We start from the raw sequence: 19,401 nt of genomic DNA, 5'->3' as shown, positions 1-19,401 counted from the left end.
TATTACTCCTTTCCGTCGACTAAGACATAAATAAATAAAAGAACGACGCCTACTGTTAGGGCCGAATCGGCCACATTGAAAATGGGAAAATTGATGAAATCGAGCTGAAACATATCAACCACGTATTTAAAATGGACCCGATCAATCAAATTACCCAATGCACCGGCAAACATCAACGTTAAGCCGCCCAAATAAAGCCAGGAATTTTCCTGTGCACGGACAAAGAGCACCAGCAGGACAATCAGGGCAATGGTCGTAATAACATAGAAGAAAACTGTTTTGCCCATCAGCATACTGTAGGCCGCCCCTGAGTTATGGATGTTAGCCAGTGACAGAAGTCCAGGAATGAAAGACTGGCTCGTATTAAGTTCGATATGGACCGTCACAAAGTGTTTGACCCATTGATCTAAAGCCACGATTAAAATGACCAGAATGGGATAAACCACATATTTACGCTTTGTCATCAGTAGACTCCTTTCCTGGCAAGGTCACAAACTGTTGGAAAGCCTGCATATCTGCATCAAGTGCCGTTTGTAATTTGCGATTATAGAAAACCGCTGCTGGATGAAAGGACGGAAAAATCCGGTAAATCCGTTGCGACGGCAAATACGCCTTCTTTTGCGGATGCCATTGCAGAATCGGCTGTTTGATTAGTTTGCCATGAAATTTGCCGACCGTGTATTTCGGTCCTAAGAGCCGTTTTAAGGCCGTATTTCCGACAGCGAGAATCAGGTCGCTATCCAGATGTGCCAGCTCGTAATCGAAGATAAAAGCCTGTGACTGCATTTCTTTCTGGGTCGGTGGCCGGTTATCCTTCTTCTCATATTTTTCACCAGTCTTTTTGTGGACCTTGGTGACGAGTTTATACGGCCGGCTGCGAAAGGTACTTGTAATATAGATTTGGTCACGAGTAATCCCCAGCTTTGCCAGCGTTTTGTCAAGCTCGGCACCCGCTCGACCCGAAAACGGCATATGAGTAGTCAATTCTGTTTCACCCGGTGCTTCGCCAACAAGGATAAAAGCCGGATGCAAGCTGCCGTTACCCGGCAGGAATCCCTCCGTATTCGGATTATGGGCGACAGTCGCCTCCCCTTTTTTAATCAGTTCCGGCGTTAGAATCGTTGCCATTAGAACAACCCCGTAATCTTCCCATTTTCATCGACATCCATATCGAGTGCAGCGGGATGTTTCGGCAGACCAGGCATTGTCAGCACATTGCCAGTCAGCGCAACAATAAAACCAGCTCCTAAACGTGGAACCAATTCACGGACATGGACGGTAAAGTCGGTCGGTGCGCCTAAAGCCTTGGCATCATCCGATAAGGAATACTGCGTCTTAGCCATGCAAATCGGCAGTTTATCCCAACCGTTGCGTTTAATTGTCCGCAAGTTAGTCTTGGCTTTCTTAGATAATTCAACATCTTTGCCGCCATACATTTTCTGAACAATCGCCGTCATCTTATCTTCGACGGACTGTTCTGGTGTATACAACGGGGTAAAATGAGCCGGCTGGTCGAGCGCCTTCAGTACTTCTTGGGCTAAATCGATTCCGCCAGCACCGCCATCGGCCCAGACCGTCGTCGGAACGGCTGTAATGCCCTCTTCAGCACATAACTGCTGCAATAATTGCATTTCGGCAGGTGTATCGGTGGTAAATTCGTTGATCGAAACGACCAGCGGCACCCCAAAATGACGCATTCCGTCAATGTGGCGTTTCAAGTTGGCAAAGCCTTTCCGCAAAGCGTCCAGGTTTTCAGTCGTCAAATCGTCTAGGGCAACCCCGCCGTTATACTTCAAAGCCCGAATTGTAGCGACAATCACTGCAGCATCCGGCGTCTTAGCGAGTGCAGCCGTATTGATATCCATGAACTTTTCACCGCCGAGATCGGCACCAAAGCCGGCTTCTGTGACAGTAATATCACTTAAGGCCATTGCACTGTGAGTCGCTAAAATGCTATTGCAGCCATGGGCAATATTGGCAAATGGGCCGCCGTGAATTAGAGTCGGTGTATGTTCCAGCGTCTGGACCAAATTTGGCTTAATGGCATCCCGTAATAACATGGCGATGGCACCGACAACATGGAGGTCAGCAACGGTGATCGGTTTGCGATCGGAAGTATAGCCGACGACAATGCGTGCAAGCCGTGCTTTCAGATCATCGATATCCCGTGACAAGCACAAAATGGCCATCAGTTCACTGGCAACCGTAATGTCAAAACCATCCTGGCGAGGAACGCCTTGCCAAGGGCCGCCAAGCCCAATCACAATCTGGCGTAATGCCCGATCATTGATATCTAAAGCTCGTTTCCAAGTGATGCGGCGGGGATCAAAATCGAGTTCATTGCCCTGCTGAATATGATTATCAATCAAGGCGGCCAATGTATCATTTGCTGTCGTTAGGGCATGCATATCGCCCGTAAAATGCAGATTGATATCTTCCATCGGCACAACTTGGGCGTAACCGCCGCCAGTTGCTCCGCCTTTGATTCCCATTACCGGACCCATCGACGGTTCACGGAGGGCAATCATCGCCTTTTTATGCAGACGGTTCAAAGCATCGCCTAATCCGATCGTGACCGTCGATTTGCCTTCACCAGCCGGTGTCGGATTGATCGAAGTCACCAAAACGAGTTTGCCCGTTGGTTTATCCTGCAGCCGTTTTAACGTTGCGAGTGTCAGTTTAGCCTTATAGGGTCCGTATTGTTCCAGATCATCTTCGCTCAGACCGACTTTAGCCCCGATCGTTGTAATCTTCTGCATCTCATCTGCTTCATTTTTCTGTGCAATTTCCAAATCAGACATGCTGTCACACTCCTTTTGACGAATTTGTCGTCATTAAATGCTGTGCTTGTAAAGTGGTTTTCATTTGACGCATTCCTTTTTTACCAAGTAAAAGCTGCACTTGGTGCTGATCAAGGCGGGTCAATTCTAAGGTGACGGTGCGTTTTTCCACAACGGCACTCTTGATTTCCGTCCAGCTGATGGTGCGTGCTTTCAACGGCCGGCACCGCCCTAAAATCATGCCGTCGTCATTGACAGTCAGACGGTGGCTCCGCAGATTCCAAATAATGACCAGAACAGCCAGTAAATAGAGCACAATCACGATCCAGTTGAAAGTCAATACTTCAAGTTGTAAAATCGTAGCCAATGCGACGAGTACGATTGTCCACGACCAGATGATCGTGGACCGCTGCCGTCCTGGCTGGTAAAGACACTGCCAGTTTTTCATTCAAACGCCTCAATTCATTTAAAGGAAGTTTATGATGCTTAAATTATATACAGATGCGGCGACGCAAGGCAATCCCGGTCCCAGTGGTGCTGGCATCCTTGTCGTCGGGCCGCACCTTCGCCTGCAAAAACATTATCCATTAGCCGTCATGTCGAACCATGACGCTGAATTCAAAGCTGTTCAGCTTGGTTTGCAACTGCTGATCGAACAAAAGCTGACCGATGCACCAGTCATTTTATATAGCGACAGTCAGCTAGTCATCGACAGCCTTGAAAAAGATTATGCCAAACATTATGGGGATGCAGTCGCTGCAATCGATCAGCTTGAACAGCATTTTCCGGTTGTCCTGCACCAGTGGATCAAGGACCACGCTAATCGTGGGGCCCATGAATTGGCTCAGCAGGCGCTCAATCACTAAAAAAGGATCACTGCAATGCGATCCTTTTTAAATGGCCTGCTTACTTGCCCCATAAAAAGCGGATCATCGCTTTGCTGACGGTCGCATTATCATGCAGATCGCTGTGCTCGGCGTTTTTACCTTTCACTTCAAGCTCTTGATAGGATTTAGCAACCCCACGCAGGATATAACCAAGTGATTTGGCCGATGGCACTGATACATAGTGATCGGTTTTCGTGCCATTATGCAGGTCACCAAAAACATTCAGGACCTTCGCATTGCTAGGGAAATGCTTGCGCAGCCGCAGCATTGCCAGATAAGTGGTATTCATAATGGCAGGTGCTTCTTTGCTGTTGAGCCGGTTCATATCGGGATGGTCGCCCAATCCGACGACGCCGTTAAACGGACCGGCAATCGTCATCAGCTTGTTCAGCTTCGGCAGCCGTGTATCGTGGCTATGCAGCAAAGCTTCATTAACCAGGACATTACACCCTAAGGAATGCCCAACTCCATTATACTTGGTGACACCATAAGTTTTCTTTAAATCGGCAAGTACTTTGTACAACCACGCCGTCTGCCGGGACGGAGCGGCATTATTTTTTTTGAAAACGACCTGCACGATCGGATTGATAGTATCTTTCGGCCATTTGCCCGTGAAGATCACTTTGCCGGTCTTCGACACGGTTGCTTCAACCGTTTTTTGAGCCGCACCGGCTTTATCAGCCGCCTTGATTAGGTCATTCGTTGTGTAAGTCCCGCCGTTATAACCATGTACATAAACGGTGGCGGTGTGCGTCGAATGAAGATAATCCGTTGCCGCACTCGCATGGACTGGTACCGGCCGACTGATCATGAGCAGGCCACAAAATCCCAACCACAATAATGCGGTGCAGAAATTAACTCTTTTCATTCCTTCTAATAACTCCATGTTCAATCAGATTACTATTTATTATAGCGCACTTCAATCCGGCTGACGGCCGTTTGCGGTAATTTTACTGTTAAAAAACTACTTCTCCCAGTCGTCAAAATCCTTCGTATGGCTGCCCAATTCCTGCATTGCTTCTTGTGCCATTTTAGGGGCTTCTGCGGCCGCTTCCTCAGCTGACATGCCATAGAAATCGACTAAAAAGCCTTCCGCAATTTCAAGATAGTTCTGCTTGCGGCCGAGCCCCTGATCGTTGAACAAGGTATCAAGCCCTTTGACATCATCTTTACCGGCGGCATAAATTTTTTCAGCTAAATCATTTTTTTCTTTTGGAAATTTGGTGGCTGCATAATTCATCATAAAATCGTTCATATCAACGATTGCAGCGTGTCGTTCTTTCTTTTCGTTTTTCATTATAATTCCTCCCTTGTGGTGTGCAACTCCATTATAGCGCGCTTGAATTCGACTTGCCCATGCAAATCGAACGAGCAGAAAAAGAATTGGCGTTCTCAAATTTTTTGCGGTAAGATAGACAAGCACCGATAAATCCGAACAAAAGCAGTGGGCACAACATGTCGTAGGTTTAAAATGTTACAGATACGATATATTGTGCTTTTATATTGCAAATTAAAAATTGAGCCTGTATACTGAATTTATCGAAGCAAGCGAAAGAGGGTTTTTAAAATGGCACAAACAGTTTTATATACCAAGAATGGTTGTCCCCAATGTCGGATGACCAAACGGTTTTTAACCAGCCATGGGATTCCGTTCACAGAACATAATATCAACGATGAACCCCAATATATCGACTATTTAAAGCAAAATGGGTTTCTAGCAGTTCCCGTCCTTGAGTCAAATGGGATGAAGCCCTTCTCCGGGTTCCGCCCCGATGAGCTCAAAAAGTTAGCTGTCTAGGGACGGCGCTTTTTTTGTTTTCCGTCTAATTTTATGAAAGTGGTGAAAGTATGTCTCTCAATGATATCAAGTCGCAGGATGTCACTTATTATGCCCTGAACAATGAAATCAACATTCCTGTCAATGGCCAGATTCCATTGGAAAAGGACCAGGAAGCACTCCAGGCCTTCCTGAAAGAAAATGTCGAACCGAACACGATGAAGTTCCCGAATTTGCGGGCTCGTTTCGATTATTTATTGGACAATAATTATTACGAACACCATTTCGTTGATCAATATGATTTTTCGTTCATCGAAAAATTAAATGACTATTTGATCGCACAGCATTTCACTTTCAAGTCCTTCATGGCTGCCTATAAATACTATGCACAATATGCCCTGAAGACCGACGATAATGGCTATTACTTGGAAGACTTCAAGGATCGTGTTCTTGCCAATGCCTTGTTCTTTGCCGATGGCGATACCGACTTAGCCCAAAGTATTGCCGATGAAATGATCCATCAGCGTTATCAGCCGGCTACCCCGAGTTTTCTGAATGCTGGTCGTGCGCGTCGAGGTGAACTCGTTTCTTGTTTCTTGCTGCAGACGACCGACGATATGAATTCAATCGGCCGGACGATCAATTCGGCGCTTGAATTATCCCGCATCGGCGGCGGGGTCGGTATCACACTTTCGAACCTCCGTGAAGCTGGTGCGCCCATCAAAGGCATCGAAGGCGCCGCATCTGGTGTCCTGCCTGTGATGAAGCTGCTGGAAGATTCCTTCTCATACTCCAATCAGTTGGGTCAGCGCCAAGGGGCCGGTGTCGTCTACCTCAACGTCTTCCATCCGGACATTATCGCCTTTTTAGGCGCTAAGAAGGAAAATGCCGACGAAAAGTACCGCTTAAAGACATTATCCCTAGGGGTCGTTGTGCCCGATAAGTACTACGACTTGGTTAAGGATGATGCTGATATGTATTTATTCTCCCCTTACGATGTCCAGCGCGAGTATGGCGAACCATTCTCCTACGTTGATATTACTAAGGAATACGACAAAATGGTTGCCAATCCGAAGATCAAAAAATACAAGATTAAAGCCCGTGAGTTGGAAAATGAAATCAGCAAGCTCCAGCAAGAATCCGGCTATCCCTATGTCGTCAATATCGACACAGCCAACCGTGATAATCCGATTGATGGCAAGATCATTATGAGCAACCTTTGTTCTGAAGTGATGCAGGTACAGCGTCCTTCTAAAATCAATAATAAACAGGAATATGAAGTACTGGGCACCGATATCAGCTGCAACCTCGGTTCAACTAATATTCCCAATTTGATGAAGACAAAGAATTTTGGCGCTTCGATCGAAGCCATGGTTCGAGCATTGACTTATGTCACCGACCATTCCAACATCGACGTCGTTCCTTCCGTTCAGCATGGCAACCATCTGGCGCATACAATTGGTTTAGGGGCGATGGGACTCCATACTTACTTTGCCAAGAACCACATGATGTATGGTTCTGAAGAATCAATTGATTTTACCAATATTTATTTCTTGCTGCTCAATTACTGGACACTCGTTGCCTCAAACAAAATCGCCAAGGAACGCCATGAGACATTCGACAACTTTGCGAAGAGCAAGTACGCTGATGGCAGTTACTTCGATAAATACGTCAATCAAGTCTGGGCTCCGAAGACGGACAAGGTCAAGGAACTCTTTAAGGACATTCCGATTCCAACCCAGGACGATTGGAAACAATTAAAAGCGAGCGTGATGAAAGACGGCTTGTACCATCAGAACCGGATGGCGGTTGCACCGAATGGTTCAATTTCGTACATCAACGATACTTCTGCTAGTTTGCAGCCGATCGTTCAACGTATCGAAGACCGGCAGGAAAAGATGATCGGAACGATCTACTACCCTGCTCCTGGTCTGAATAATGATACGATGCCTTATTATCAATCTGCTTACGATATTGATATGCGTAAGGAAATCGATATTTATGCCGCTGCTCAGCAGCATGTCGACCAAGGCATGAGTTTAACCTTGTTCATGCGGTCAACCATTACCGAAGGTTTATATGAATGGAAAGACGGCGGTACCGACAAGATGACCACCCGCGACTTGAATATTTTGCGGAACTATGCGCATTATAAAGGTATCAAATCGATTTACTATATCCGGACTTACACAGACGATCAGGACGAAATCGGTGCGAACGCCTGTGAAAGCTGTGTCATCTAATTATCTTCAAAGGAGCAATCATATATGAGTGAACCTTATTTAGCGGTCAACTGGAACCGAGTTTCCGATGCGATCGACAAAGCAACTTGGGAAAAATTGACGGAACAGTTCTGGCTCGATACCCGAATCCCAGTTTCAAACGACTTGGACGATTGGCGCACGCTGGACCAGGACCATCAATGGATTGTCGGCCATGTGTTCGGCGGCCTGACCCTGCTGGACACCTTGCAGTCGCAGGATGGTTTAGCCTCATTACGCAAACATGTGCGGACACCTCAAGAAACGGCTGTTTTGAACAACATCCAGTTCATGGAATCCGTTCATGCCAAGAGTTATTCCACCATTTTTTCAACGCTGAACACACCCGATGAGATCGATGAAATCTTTGACTGGAGTGATTCAGAAGAATACCTGCAGAATAAGACCCGTTGGATTTACGACATTTATCGGGACGATACTGTCGATCCATTAAAGCAGAAAGTGGCCAATGTCTTCTTGGAAACCTGTCTTTTTTATTCAGGTTTCTATACCCCACTCTATTATTTGGGCAATAATAAGCTCACCAACGTCGCCGAAATCATCAAATTGATTATCCGGGATGAATCGGTCCATGGCACTTACATTGGCTATAAATTCCAATTAGGGTTCAACCAGCGTCCGCAGAGTGAACAAGATCAATTGAAGGATTGGATGTACGACCTGCTTTATAAGCTGTATGAGAATGAGGAACATTATACCCACATCCTTTACGACCAAGTCGGCTGGACCGACCAGGTTTTGACCTTTGTTCGTTACAATGCCAATAAAGCTTTGATGAACTTAGGCCAAGATCCGCTCTTCCCAGACACGGCAGACGACGTCAATCCGATCGTTATGAATGGAATCTCCACTTCGACCGCCAACCATGATTTCTTCTCGCAAGTCGGGAACGGTTACCGGCTTGGCCAAGTCGAAGCCATGAAGAATAGTGACTACGATATCGGTAAACCGAAAGACAAATAAACCAATCAAAAAGGCATCGGAAAATTCCGATGCCTTTTTGATTGGTTACTAATGACTCCGTTTGCCCCAATACTGAAACAGATCGACACGGAGGGCCCCATTATAGAGTTTGCGGCGTTTAGTCGCCTTTTCGCCGTATTCACCTTGAAAATGAAGGTCACTCGTCAAAATGTACTTGCTCCAATCGGTTAATGGGCGGTAAACATCCCCCATTTGACGGTACAATTTCCGAACAGAATCGACATCCGACAACCGTTTCCCGTAAGGCGGATTGGCGACAATGACCCCGTCATGCAAGTCCGTCTTGAAGTCTTTGACCGCCAGCTGTTTGAAACTGATGTCATGCAGGACACCAGCTTCTTGGGCGTTGACCTTGGCCACATCAATCATATTCTGGTCGATATCACCGCCGAGAATCTGCAGTTCACGATCATTGATAATGGCCGCACGAGCCTCTTCTTGGACCGTGTCGAGAATCTGGGTATCATACCAGTCCCAGCCTTCAAAAGTGAAGTGACGGTGAATTCCAGGTGCAATATTGCGGCCGATCAAAGCGGCTTCAATCGGAATCGTTCCAGAACCCGTTACGGGATCGTAAAATGGGCGGTCCGGATGCCAATTGGTCAACAAGACTAATGCGGCCGCAAAGTTTTCCTTCAACGGTGCATCCCCTTTATTGACACGATAGCCCCGTTTGAACAGGCTGGGACCAGTTGTGTCAAGTGTCAGCATGACTTCGTCTTTGACAATGCTGACTTCCAATGGATAAGCCGCACCCGTTTCGGGCAGACGCCCCCGCCGATGATAGACCTGACTGATTTTTTCAACGATCGCTTTTTTGGTAATTGCCTGTACGTCAGGGGTACTGTGCAGTTTCGAACGGACCGATTTTCCTTCAACTGGGAAACGGGCATCCAGCGGCAAATATTGATCCCATGGCAAGGCCTTGACTTTTTCAAATAATTCATCAAACGTCGTTGCTTTAAATTCGCCGACCACGATCTTAATCCGATCGGCACTACGCAGCCACGTATTCGTACGGGCAATGTCCGTTAAATCCCCAGTGAAACGGACCCGGCCGTTTTCAGTCTGTGTGTCATAACCCATTTTTTTCAATTCTTTGGTCGTTACGGATTCGAGTCCGGACGCCATCGTTGCAATTAGTGAATATTGCATAAAATCCCTCGTTTTTTAAGTGTTTGTTTGTTCAAAAAAAGGGTTGGGAAACCCCAACCCTACCTGTTTGCAAACTTCTATAAGCCATGTTTTGTTCCACGCATTCCTCAGGTAAAGAATACGTTTCGGTAATCATCTATCTACTCTTTCGAGCTCCTGGGCATCGTTCATTTTCAGACTCAGGACGCCCCTACCATAAAGTTTGGGTTACTCGCTCGTGGGGTTTACCGCGTTCCATCAATGCAATTTCTCACATTGCTTCGTCACTGTGGCACTTTTCAGGAATACTAGCGCATGGGTAAAACCGTTAGCGCATTTTTCCGCCGTTACCTTTTCAGGTACCTCAGCTTATTGGGCTGGGCGCGAACACTACAAGCATCGCAGCTTGTGCGGGCATGGACTTTCCTCAGCCGACCATTGCCGACCGCAATTACCCGAAGTTTGCAAAGTTAAAATTTAGAAGCGACTTAAATCGCTGTTTGAATGATCCTGTTCTTGATAGGCATTCCGTTCGCCTGCTGACTTAAAGTCATTCGTATCAGTTTGATCGGTTAATTTTGATCCAAAGACATGACGCTCCAAGTTCGACAACCGTTTCAGAATATCGTAGTTCGTCGCAGCCGAATTGGTCTGCGGTGTGGCATCTTGGACATTCTTCGAAGCATTCAGTTGTTTCGTCAGTTCGTCGACTTTGGTAAATAACCGGGCATTCTCATCGTTGAGACGGTCGATTTCTTTGCCATAAGTTTCGTAGTCCTTGATGACCTTATCCAGGAAGCCATCGACTTCCGTCGGATCATAACCACGCATCTTGGTTTTGAACTCTTTTTGCAAAATATCTTTTGGACCGAAGTTGACTTGAACGTTCGGTTGTTTATCGTTTGTTGGTTGCTGCTTGTTATCCATCTAAAAAACACCCCATCAAAAATACATTCAAGTGATTAATACTATTATAGCAAAAATTATTCCGCTTGAAAATGGTTATTATGATTTTCTGCCCATTCTGTGGCAAAATCTTCAAGATCGTAAAAATCAATCAGCTGTAATTGGTAATCATGATGCTCCTGAAAACGTTGAATGGCCGCGTAATCATACTTCGGTTTGCCCGGATGTTCCGGGTCATATACTAACAACGCCCCTTCGGTATGATTTAACATAAACTGCTGATATTGCTGCAATTGACGAGGCGACTTGTAGCGATCTTTAGTCAAAGTAACATGAAAGTCGCTTTTAGCCAGTTCAGTCGTCAAATACCCCTGATTCTTTTCGTTCCACTTGTCACCGAACTGCGCATAAGGCAGGATGACTGCACTTTTCAGCGGCAAATCGGCCGCCTGGACATCAACCACACTATTGACACTCCATTGCTCAACGCCAAGCTGCGGACCGGTAATTACCCACTCGAGTCCCTCATCGACTAGCTGTTGGAAGCGCTGCTGCAGGCACGCCGTAATCACCGTGACCTTGGGATCATTCGGCTGAAAAATGTTCAGTTCATACCCCCGATAACCAGTGACCCAAAGCCGTCGCATAGCGAACCCTCCCACTAAGTAAAGTTTTATTCCGTTCAATTCAATAAATTGTTATAATTGTCGCTATAGGAGCGTGATTACCGTGACATTTCATTACCCCAACGGGCAACCATATCTTCATCATGAAGCAAAAAAAGCGAAAAAGCAAGCCGCATCCGCCACAACCATTTTCGGCAAACGGGGGATGTCGCTGGAAGAGGAATTAAATGAAAGCAATCAATATTATTTAGCTAAGGAAATCGCCGTTGTTCACAAAAAACCGACACCGATTCAGATCGTAAAAGTCGATTATCCGCAGCGCAGCCAGGCGGTCATTAAGGAAGCTTACTTCAAACGGCCGTCAACGACGGATTACAATGGTGTCTATCACGGCCATTACATCGATTTCGATGCGAAGGAGACCAAAAGCAAAACGTCTTTCCCCCTGCATAATTTCCATGAACATCAGGTCAAACACATGGATGAATGCCTGAAACAAGGCGGAATCTGTTTTGCCCTAATCCGATTTGTGGTGCTCGATCGAATCTTTGTGTATCCGGCCAGCAATCTGATCACTTTTTGGCGGGCGCAAATGACTGGCGGCCGCAAATCAATCCCGTTAGATGCCGTTGTCGCTGACGGGGTCGAAATCAATTATCAGCTCAATCCATTGATTCCCTATTTAGATGGTGTCGATGAATTGATCGCACGCACACAGCAAGGAGGCAACTAAATTTGGCTGGTAATAACCAATCCGGTGAATCGCGTTTAACACGGCGCAAGCCCAAGCGACGTTCACCATGGCGCAAGTTCTTCTGGGGCATCCTGATTTTCTTCGGCGTGATCCTTGTTTCCGGATCACTGCTGTTTGCCTATTACGCCCACTCAGCACCGACTCTCGATCAGGAAAAGCTGGTCAGCGGCGGTGCATCCACTTTATATGATAGTGATGGCAAAGCCTTCAAAACACTCGGCTACGAAAACCGTGATTATGTCAAAAGTGCTGACATTCCGGCCACTTTGAAAAATGCCGTTGTATCGATCGAAGACCGGCGTTTCTATAAGGAACCATTCGGAATCGATCCGATTCGTATTATCGGCGCTGCTATCAGCGATGTGACCGGTTCGTCTGGTTTGCAAGGCGGGAGTACGCTGACCCAGCAACTGGTTAAGCTCTCCTTCTTCTCGACCAAAGCCTCCGACCAAACGATTAAACGGAAGGCACAGGAAGCATGGCTGGCGTTGCAAGTTGAACGAAAGTATTCGAAGGATCAGATTCTTGAATACTACATCAACAAAGTTTATATGGGTAACGGAATCTACGGCATGGGCACGGCAGCCCAGTATTACTTCGGCAAGTCGCTGTCTAAGCTTGATTTGGCTCAATTTGCCCTGCTGGCTGGGATGCCGCAGTCACCAACCGGTTATGATCCGTATACGCATGCCGATCTAGCGACTCAACGGCGCAACAGCGTCCTGCAAGCGATGGAACGTAATAAGGTCATCTCCGCTTCACAAGAAAAGAATGCTGAAGCAGAATCAATTTCAACTGGACTGGTTGATCAAGCAACGGCTAAGAATCAGACGACAAATGATGCGGTTGTGGATCCGTATGTTAAGGAAGTCATCAATCAGGTCAAGGCGGACGGCTTTAATCCGTACACCGACGGCCTGAAGATTTACACCAATATCAATCTGGATGCGCAGAAACATTTGTACAATCTAGTTAACAACGACTCTTCCATTAGTTTTCCAAGCGACAAATTCCAGACAGCGGTTACCATTACGAATCCGAATAATGGACAAGTAGTTGCCCAAATCGGAGCTCGCAAGACGGGTGATACGCAATTAGGCCTGAACCGGGCTGTGCAAACATCCCGCAGCAATGGTTCAACGATGAAACCACTGATGGATTATGCCCCAGCAATCGAATATTTGAATGAATCGACTTATACGCAGTTAGAAGATACGAAGTACACCTACCCTGGCACAGATATTCAGCTTTACGACTGGGATAAAAAGTACGAAGGCAAAATGTCGATGCGAACGGCACTGGTTACCTCCCGCAACGTGCCGGCAATTCGAACACTCAGTAAAGTTGGAATCACGCGTGCTACGCAATTCTTATCCGGATTGGGCATCAATCTGACCCAGAAAGAGCAAGTCGCTTCGACTGGGATCGGCGGTTATGTATCGACCCTGCAGGAAGCGGCTGCATATGGCGCCTTTGCAAATGGCGGGACTTATTACAAGCCTCGTTATGTCAAAAAAGTGGTCACGGCTGATAATGTCGTTCATCATTATAAATCCAAAGGAACCCAAGCCATGGAATCCTCAACTGCTTATATGATTACCGATATGCTGAAAGGGGTCTTCACCGGCAGCGGCACTGGTGTCAATTATAAGGTTGGCGATTTGTATGAAGCCGGCAAGACTGGGACCACTGATTACTCCGACAGCGAAATCAAACAGAATTCCGCACTTGGCGCCACTGGAATGGCTAAGGATTCTTGGTTCACCGGCTATACCCGCAACAATGTTATTTCCGTTTGGACCGGTTACGATAAATCATCGGAAAATGGGCTTGATTATTCTGAACAGAAAATTGCTGGTGAAATTTATAAGAATATGATGACTTATATTAGTCAGGACGAAACCAACAAAGACTGGAAGAAACCAAGCAATGTTGTGGCACGCAATATCGTTAAGAATTCCGACCCAGCGCAGGTTGCGTCCAAGAATGCCAGCAGTTCGACTTACACCCGTGAATTGTTCATCAAAGGGACTCAGCCGGGTTCTACGACGATTACTGATTCAGAAAGCACTTCAAGTGCGGCTGAATCTAATTCCGAATCGAATCGGGATAGTTCACAAAGTCAATCGGTGACGACCTTCTCCCAGCAGAGCTCAGCGACATCAACAAGCGACTCTAGCAGTCAGCAAGCGTCCTCCTCTGAATCAGCATCTTCATCCAGTACAGCTGCAACGTCGAGCACACCCACTGAACAGCAGTCCAGCAGCTCGACAACTTCGACTTCAACCGAAGCTCCGGCCACTCAGAATGACAATACGCAAACACAAGGTGCTGAAACCGAACGCAGTCTTGATCCTGCAAATACAAGCTCCTCTAATTAGGATTACGCAAAAAGACACAGAACAAATTTTGCTCTGTGTCTTTTTTTATTTTGTCTGTGTTAATTTCTGTCCCGTAGCACAAATCTTCAGCAAGGGACACGTCGCACATTCTGGATTGCGAGCTTTGCAGACGTTGCGTCCAAACAATACCATCGTATGATGTGCTTGAATCCATTCTGTTTGCGGCAGAGCTGCTTCTAACGCCGCTTCGACTTGATCGACACTGGCATTTTCAGGAACGATCGGCAGCCGCTTGGAAATACGGGTAATATGGGTGTCGACGCCAAAGGCAGGAATCCCAAAAGCATCACCTAATACAACATTCGCCGTTTTCCGGCCGACTCCTGGCAACGACATCAAATCCTTGCGATTATCTGGAACATGTCCCTGATACTCGTCAAGCAGCTGCTGGCTCATTGTTTTCAAACGATGGGCCTTTGTTTTTGACAACCCAATCGAATGGATGTCCGCCTGAATCCTGCTTTCCGGTGCGGCGGCCATCGCCTGAGCATCTGGATAATCATGAAACAGCTTCGGCAGAACCCGATTGACAGAAGCGTCTGTGGCCTGTGCCGACAACATGATTGCCACCAGAATCTGAAACGGTGTCGAGCCGATCAATTCGGTGTGGGTCTGATTCGGAAATACTTTTTCCATCTGTTGAACCGCCCATTGAATTTGCGGTTTGCTTAACATCTACTCACCTCACAAACGATTGTGACGTTCTCGTTCCTTCTGAACTTGTTCCTTCGTATGAATATTCTTGCGTTCCCAGTTGAGCAGGATACGATCCATATATTTCAACGAATATGCCTGATTTAAGACAGCCTCACGGAGTGCCATTTCGATCATTTCGGGCTGGTAATGGTCCGAATCAAGCCAATCGGCAATGGTTTCCGTTTCAATTGGCGACAACGGCCGGCCGAATTCACGCTCGATCTGATTGAAAACTTCCGCACGTGCAGTTTGCTGTGCTGTTTCGACCTGCTGATCGTCAGCTTGCTGAGTCAGTGCCAGCAGTTTATCGAAAATAGGCGTCAGATCATAATGATCCTGCAATTTACCCTGTTTGTCCGGCACACTTTCGAGGACAATCAGCTTCTGCTGAATCATCCCATGCAGCAGTTCAAAGAGATGCCCCGGTTCACAGTTCAATCGTTTCGCAATCTCATTCAAATCGGGAAAGCCATTGCCACGCTGCGTAAAACTTTGCAGCTGCAAATACAATAATAATTGTTCATCGGTCATGCCGATTTCATGGTAGTGGGCCAGAATCAGATTTGAAATCGTCGTTTCGCCGGCTGTTAAAAATTCTGTTAATGCTTTTTCTGGCATGAGAGCCTACTTTCTAAAATTAGGGACGCATCCGCTTCAGCATGCCTAGACATGGAATTGTTGAAACATCCCTGTCCAAAACGGTGCGGTGCACTGCCGTCGCTGTTCGCAGAACATTGATTACAGATTTTGAATCAATTGCGTCGTTTCACCAGTTTTAAAATCGATTGTATCGTAATTAAGTGACCCGTTCTTTTTAACGTAGGCCACTTGCCAAACGGGCCGATTCTTGTAGAGGCCGAAATTGATGTTAAGCACTTTCTTGGGATTTTGATGATTCCAAACTTTCGTTAACGCATCATTACGGCTAATGCCAGCACTTTGTTTGTAGACATTGATGGCCCCGTTTTTCTTATGAATCAAGACATAAACAGGTGTATTTTTTTGATTCGTTCCAGCCACAGTGAAATAAGTCTGATCCCGGTTATACCAGTAAAAACCGGTCTTTGTTTTTAAACCGGCTTTTTTCTTGGCAATGGCAACAGCCTGCTCTTGCGCTGATTTTGCTGGTGATTGTGCGGTTTGATATGAGAAAAAGACGAAGACGACGGCGACGATAGCGAAGCCGATCCACGCCCAGCGTTTCCATGAACGTTGCACAGTCATTCCTCCTTTGAAAGCTTTTTATGAATTGTTTTTTGATGACGCCGCCGTAAAGAAATCATCGTAAGCCGGCCGGATGTCCGCCAGCGGCAGAATTTCCTTCGGCAGTCCTGACGGCAGCGACCGCAGCATCTGTTTGCCATAGCGTTTGTGAATCAAACGTGCATCCAAAACGACAAAGACACCGCGATCATGTTCCGTTCGAATGAGCCGGCCGAATCCCTGACGCATCCGCAAAGTAGCAGTCGGCAGCGCCTCAGTGGTAAACGGATTGAGGTCCTGCTGCCGCAAAGCATCATAACGGACCTTGACAGCAGGGTCAGCTGGCGAATCAAACGGCAAACGCGTCATAATGACGATTTCGAGCATTTTTTCAGGTAAATCGATGCCTTCCCAAAAACTATTCGCCCCTAATAATAAACTATTTTGACCGAGTGTGAATCGTTTGAGGATCTTTTCATTGCTGCCGGTAACACCCTGCGCTAAAATTTCCCGCTGGCTATTGTGTTCCCGATTCAGCAGCTGCCGGTAGACACCCTTAATTATCGCCAGCGAATTGAATAACACTAATGTTTGCCGCTGGTTATCCGTCGTCAGCTGGTCGATTGCATCGGCCAAATAGGCTTCGTACTCGCTCGCACTCAAAGTCGCCGCATCGGGTGCATCTTCGGCGATGTATAAATGCGCCTGTCGTTTATAGGAAAACGGACTCCGCAGTTTCTTTTCGATGAAGGACGTTCCTGGTGCAAAGCCAAGTGCCTGCTTGATAAACTTGAAACGATGGTTGACGGTAATGGTTGCACCGGTGATGACCGGTGGCTGAAAGTCCTGTAAGACTTCTTGAATCCGTGTTTCTGGCTGAACTAATTGCCAGGCAATGCCAAGGCTCTCTTCGGTCCCGTAGTTGTTCATGGTCAATGACAAGGCAAATGAGCGGTCTGAGGCGGCTAAAATCTCAGCTAACAGGATATCCAATTCTTGGAGACGCTGGTTCGTACTCCGTAAATCAGCTGCACTGACCTGCAAGTTCTGCAAGGCCGCATAATCACTGGCCACATATTTATCGGGTTCGGCCGTAAACCGCCGTTCCAAACGCAGCATCATCTGCAAAATATCACGGAGCAAATGCGTAATCTTTTGCAGCGGCACTTCTTCGCTTTGTGCCAACATCTGTGTTTCGGCCGGTTCGAGCAGATGATTCAGATAGCTGCTGCGTTGCGAGCGGGGAATCTGATGAATAATGAAGGTTTGGTAAAGTTCCGTTTGAACATCAGAAACCTGTTCATCCAGATTCTCGATTGCCGTCTGCAGCGAATCAAGCTGATAGAGGCTCATCTGATCATTTTTAAATAGATTCGGCAAAGCATGAGCACTCGCTGGATTTAATTGTTCCAGTAAACGGTGCAGCTGGCGATGCAATTGCTGCCACGACAGCCGTTTGGAAAAGGCGCCCAGTGTGCCCTGCATCAAATGCTGGGCTTCATCTAACACCAAATACGGATGTGCGCCGAAGACAGGGTCATCGGGATGTGCCACCAAATAAGATTGATTCGTAAACAAAATCTGAGCCGCATTTTGCTGCTGATGAAGATACACCACAAAATCATCGGCTGCAAACGGATCGTCTGCCGCTAATTTTTCATGGGGACGGTGCCGGATTTGTGCAAATAATGGCGCCCGGTAGTTGGTCAGATGCAATTCTTCTAAATCGCCAGTCGTCGTTTGCGTCAGCCAGACTAAAATTTTCATCTGCAACAAACGGGTCTGTCGAGCCTGATTGCTGATCCGCAAGCTCTTGGCAAATTTACCTAAATCAAGGTAATGCGTTGTGCTTTTGACGATTGCACCTGTTAACTGCCGTTTCGTCAATTGATTGACGAGTGGTAAAGCCTGTCGTTGCAGCTGATCCTGCAAAAGAGTCGTGGCTGTGGCGACGACTAATTTCTGCTGATTCGTCACCAAGTAGGCAAACGGCGCTAAATAGCCTAACGACTTGCCTAAGCCGGTCGCCGCTTCGATCAGCAGCGGCTGTGCTGCCGTTTCCGTCTGCGTGTAGTTCTGATAAATCAGGTCCATCATCGTAGCCTGCGACTTCCGCCATTTCAATTGTTTTGGCAGCTGCTTTTTCTTATCCGCATCACTCTGCGGATAATCATGCGGAGCCGGTTTTAATGGCCGCTGTTCTGGCCGTTTGTGCAAGGCAATGCTGTTGCGAATGTAGAGCGTATCCGCTAACGGCACTGGATGTGCTTGTAATTCGGTATACACTGCCGTCAAATATTCGCCCGTCTGCCGGACAAGTTTGGTCCCCAAGCGGCTCAATGATTCTAAGGTAACTAACGGCAATTTCCGCAGCTGCTTAGTCAGATAAATCAGCAGTTCCGCCGTCACCAAAGCGTCACTATCGGCTCGGTGCGGATGATCATGCTCGATATGGAGCTGGCTGGTCAGATCCCGCAATTTATAGCTCATCGATTCGGGCATAACAATCTGCGCCAGTTCAACCGTATCCACACCAGCAATCCCCAACGGATCGAGTCCGACCCGTTCCAATTCATTATTTAAAAACGGTAAATCGAAGTTGACATTATGGGCGACAAAAACTGTGTCCTCTAAAAGCGCACGAATCGTCGGTGCGATCTCTTCAAAATAAGGGGCACCGGCAACATCTGCTTCATGTAAATGCGTTAAATTTTGAATCGGCAATGGGATCGGTTTTTGCGGATTGACATTCTGCGAAAAGGTCTCGATAATCTGACGGTCACGGACCAGCGCACAGCCGAATTGGATGATCCGATCGCCGTTTTTAACACTTGTTCCGGTCGTCTCTAAGTCAACGATCGCATAAGTTGTATGTGCATTCATGATAAGGGTCACCAATTTCTATAATCTAATAGTACAATCATAACACGTTCGCCCATTTTCTCGAAAACTTTCTCTGCCTGCAAACGG

At 46.9% G+C, this 19,401-nt stretch carries 19 protein-coding genes and 1 other RNA gene; 6 read left to right on the top strand and 14 right to left on the bottom strand.

What is annotated here, in order from left to right; genetic code table 11:
• Positions 1-2: 2 nt before the first annotated feature.
• Genes lspA through IV40_RS01500 form a run of 4 tightly spaced genes read right to left on the bottom strand, consistent with a single transcriptional unit; the run spans position 3 to position 3,228 of the window.
• Positions 3-464, bottom strand: a complete 462-nt coding sequence (gene lspA / locus IV40_RS01515) for a signal peptidase II (RefSeq protein WP_057768598.1) — start codon at positions 462-464, stop codon at positions 3-5.
• Positions 451-1,128: a uracil-DNA glycosylase gene (locus IV40_RS01510; RefSeq protein ID WP_057768597.1), complete on the bottom strand. Its 678-nt coding sequence runs from the start codon at positions 1,126-1,128 to the stop codon at positions 451-453. The genes lspA and IV40_RS01510 overlap by 14 nt, the downstream gene beginning before the upstream one ends.
• Positions 1,128-2,801, bottom strand: coding sequence for a formate--tetrahydrofolate ligase (locus IV40_RS01505; protein WP_057768596.1), 1,674 nt, complete (start codon positions 2,799-2,801; stop codon positions 1,128-1,130). Before IV40_RS01505 ends, IV40_RS01510 begins: the two co-directional genes overlap by 1 nt.
• A gap of 4 nt (positions 2,802-2,805) precedes the next feature.
• Positions 2,806-3,228: an EbsA family protein gene (locus IV40_RS01500; RefSeq protein ID WP_057768595.1), complete on the bottom strand. Its 423-nt coding sequence runs from the start codon at positions 3,226-3,228 to the stop codon at positions 2,806-2,808.
• 34 nt (positions 3,229-3,262) lie between these two features.
• Here IV40_RS01500 and IV40_RS01495 point away from each other — a divergent pair, with 34 nt between their 5' ends.
• Positions 3,263-3,646, top strand: coding sequence for a ribonuclease HI family protein (locus tag IV40_RS01495; protein ID WP_057768594.1), 384 nt, complete (start codon positions 3,263-3,265; stop codon positions 3,644-3,646).
• Between the two features lie 40 nt (positions 3,647-3,686).
• Here IV40_RS01495 and IV40_RS01490 read toward each other — a convergent pair whose 3' ends face one another.
• Both IV40_RS01490 and IV40_RS01485 read right to left on the bottom strand, forming a co-directional pair.
• A complete protein-coding gene (locus IV40_RS01490; RefSeq protein ID WP_162258835.1) occupies positions 3,687-4,535 on the bottom strand; it encodes an alpha/beta hydrolase in 849 nt (282 codons plus the stop codon).
• Positions 4,536-4,631: 96 nt separating this feature from the next.
• Positions 4,632-4,964 carry a hypothetical protein gene (locus IV40_RS01485; protein WP_057768592.1) on the bottom strand — a complete coding sequence of 111 codons (333 nt, stop codon included), beginning with the start codon at positions 4,962-4,964 and terminating at the stop codon, positions 4,632-4,634.
• 270 nt (positions 4,965-5,234) lie between these two features.
• On the opposite strand from IV40_RS01485, the gene nrdH reads away from it, so the two are divergent.
• Genes nrdH through nrdF form a run of 3 tightly spaced genes read left to right on the top strand, consistent with a single transcriptional unit; the run spans position 5,235 to position 8,689 of the window.
• Positions 5,235-5,465: a glutaredoxin-like protein NrdH gene (gene nrdH, locus IV40_RS01480; RefSeq protein ID WP_057768591.1), complete on the top strand. Its 231-nt coding sequence runs from the start codon at positions 5,235-5,237 to the stop codon at positions 5,463-5,465.
• A gap of 50 nt (positions 5,466-5,515) precedes the next feature.
• Positions 5,516-7,687: a class 1b ribonucleoside-diphosphate reductase subunit alpha gene (nrdE, locus tag IV40_RS01475; RefSeq protein ID WP_057768590.1), complete on the top strand. Its 2,172-nt coding sequence runs from the start codon at positions 5,516-5,518 to the stop codon at positions 7,685-7,687.
• 24 nt (positions 7,688-7,711) lie between these two features.
• Positions 7,712-8,689: a class 1b ribonucleoside-diphosphate reductase subunit beta gene (gene nrdF, locus IV40_RS01470; RefSeq protein ID WP_057768589.1), complete on the top strand. Its 978-nt coding sequence runs from the start codon at positions 7,712-7,714 to the stop codon at positions 8,687-8,689.
• A 48-nt stretch (positions 8,690-8,737) separates the two neighbouring features.
• Here nrdF and IV40_RS01465 read toward each other — a convergent pair whose 3' ends face one another.
• The 4 genes from IV40_RS01465 to IV40_RS01455 form a co-directional block, all read right to left on the bottom strand.
• Positions 8,738-9,865, bottom strand: a complete 1,128-nt coding sequence (locus tag IV40_RS01465) for a THUMP domain-containing class I SAM-dependent RNA methyltransferase (RefSeq protein WP_057768588.1) — start codon at positions 9,863-9,865, stop codon at positions 8,738-8,740.
• A gap of 75 nt (positions 9,866-9,940) precedes the next feature.
• Positions 9,941-10,307, bottom strand: an RNA gene (gene rnpB / locus IV40_RS10550) — RNase P RNA component class B.
• Positions 10,308-10,321: 14 nt separating this feature from the next.
• On the bottom strand, positions 10,322-10,771 hold the full coding sequence (gpsB, locus tag IV40_RS01460) for a cell division regulator GpsB (RefSeq protein ID WP_057768587.1): 450 nt from the start codon (positions 10,769-10,771) through the stop codon (positions 10,322-10,324).
• Between the two features lie 56 nt (positions 10,772-10,827).
• Positions 10,828-11,397 carry an SLOG family protein gene (locus tag IV40_RS01455; RefSeq protein WP_057768586.1) on the bottom strand — a complete coding sequence of 190 codons (570 nt, stop codon included), beginning with the start codon at positions 11,395-11,397 and terminating at the stop codon, positions 10,828-10,830.
• A gap of 82 nt (positions 11,398-11,479) precedes the next feature.
• On the opposite strand from IV40_RS01455, the gene recU reads away from it, so the two are divergent.
• On the top strand, positions 11,480-12,109 hold the full coding sequence (recU, locus tag IV40_RS01450) for a Holliday junction resolvase RecU (protein WP_057768585.1): 630 nt from the start codon (positions 11,480-11,482) through the stop codon (positions 12,107-12,109).
• 2 nt (positions 12,110-12,111) lie between these two features.
• Positions 12,112-14,511, top strand: coding sequence for a PBP1A family penicillin-binding protein (locus tag IV40_RS01445; protein WP_057768584.1), 2,400 nt, complete (start codon positions 12,112-12,114; stop codon positions 14,509-14,511).
• Positions 14,512-14,556: 45 nt separating this feature from the next.
• Here IV40_RS01445 and nth read toward each other — a convergent pair whose 3' ends face one another.
• The 4 genes from nth to IV40_RS01425 form a co-directional block, all read right to left on the bottom strand.
• Positions 14,557-15,207 (bottom strand): endonuclease III, encoded by a 651-nt coding sequence (gene nth / locus IV40_RS01440; RefSeq protein ID WP_057768583.1) that lies wholly within the window; start codon positions 15,205-15,207, stop codon positions 14,557-14,559.
• Between the two features lie 9 nt (positions 15,208-15,216).
• On the bottom strand, positions 15,217-15,846 hold the full coding sequence (locus IV40_RS01435) for a DnaD domain-containing protein (protein WP_057768582.1): 630 nt from the start codon (positions 15,844-15,846) through the stop codon (positions 15,217-15,219).
• A 120-nt stretch (positions 15,847-15,966) separates the two neighbouring features.
• Positions 15,967-16,446, bottom strand: a complete 480-nt coding sequence (locus IV40_RS01430) for a cell wall elongation regulator TseB-like domain-containing protein (RefSeq protein WP_156404200.1) — start codon at positions 16,444-16,446, stop codon at positions 15,967-15,969.
• Between the two features lie 24 nt (positions 16,447-16,470).
• Complete coding sequence (locus tag IV40_RS01425) at positions 16,471-19,314, bottom strand: helicase C-terminal domain-containing protein (RefSeq protein ID WP_057768580.1); 2,844 nt, start codon at positions 19,312-19,314, stop codon at positions 16,471-16,473.
• Between the last annotated feature and the right edge of the window lie 87 nt (positions 19,315-19,401).

This window comes from Lactobacillus selangorensis, from assembly GCF_001437205.1.
In the GTDB taxonomy this organism is placed as follows: Bacteria; Bacillota; Bacilli; order Lactobacillales; family Lactobacillaceae; genus Paralactobacillus; species Paralactobacillus selangorensis.
The sequence above is the reverse complement of the archived record's forward strand: the minus strand, read 5'-3'. Positions and strand labels throughout refer to the sequence as shown.

Coding starts and splice junctions, on each gene's coding strand:
- IV40_RS01495 (WP_057768594.1), top strand. CDS start 3,263: ATGCTTAAATTATATACAGATGCGGCGACGCAAGGCAATCCCGGTCCC.
- IV40_RS01485 (WP_057768592.1), bottom strand. CDS start 4,964: ATGAAAAACGAAAAGAAAGAACGACACGCTGCAATCGTTGATATGAAC.
- IV40_RS01455 (WP_057768586.1), bottom strand. CDS start 11,397: ATGCGACGGCTTTGGGTCACTGGTTATCGGGGGTATGAACTGAACATT.
- IV40_RS01425 (WP_057768580.1), bottom strand. CDS start 19,314: ATGAATGCACATACAACTTATGCGATCGTTGACTTAGAGACGACCGGA.
- IV40_RS01435 (WP_057768582.1), bottom strand. CDS start 15,846: ATGCCAGAAAAAGCATTAACAGAATTTTTAACAGCCGGCGAAACGACG.
- IV40_RS01510 (WP_057768597.1), bottom strand. CDS start 1,128: ATGGCAACGATTCTAACGCCGGAACTGATTAAAAAAGGGGAGGCGACT.
- nth (WP_057768583.1), bottom strand. CDS start 15,207: ATGTTAAGCAAACCGCAAATTCAATGGGCGGTTCAACAGATGGAAAAA.
- nrdF (WP_057768589.1), top strand. CDS start 7,712: ATGAGTGAACCTTATTTAGCGGTCAACTGGAACCGAGTTTCCGATGCG.
- IV40_RS01465 (WP_057768588.1), bottom strand. CDS start 9,865: ATGCAATATTCACTAATTGCAACGATGGCGTCCGGACTCGAATCCGTA.
- gpsB (WP_057768587.1), bottom strand. CDS start 10,771: ATGGATAACAAGCAGCAACCAACAAACGATAAACAACCGAACGTTCAA.
- IV40_RS01505 (WP_057768596.1), bottom strand. CDS start 2,801: ATGTCTGATTTGGAAATTGCACAGAAAAATGAAGCAGATGAGATGCAG.
- nrdH (WP_057768591.1), top strand. CDS start 5,235: ATGGCACAAACAGTTTTATATACCAAGAATGGTTGTCCCCAATGTCGG.
- lspA (WP_057768598.1), bottom strand. CDS start 464: ATGACAAAGCGTAAATATGTGGTTTATCCCATTCTGGTCATTTTAATC.
- IV40_RS01490 (WP_162258835.1), bottom strand. CDS start 4,535: ATGAAAAGAGTTAATTTCTGCACCGCATTATTGTGGTTGGGATTTTGT.
- nrdE (WP_057768590.1), top strand. CDS start 5,516: ATGTCTCTCAATGATATCAAGTCGCAGGATGTCACTTATTATGCCCTG.
- IV40_RS01500 (WP_057768595.1), bottom strand. CDS start 3,228: ATGAAAAACTGGCAGTGTCTTTACCAGCCAGGACGGCAGCGGTCCACG.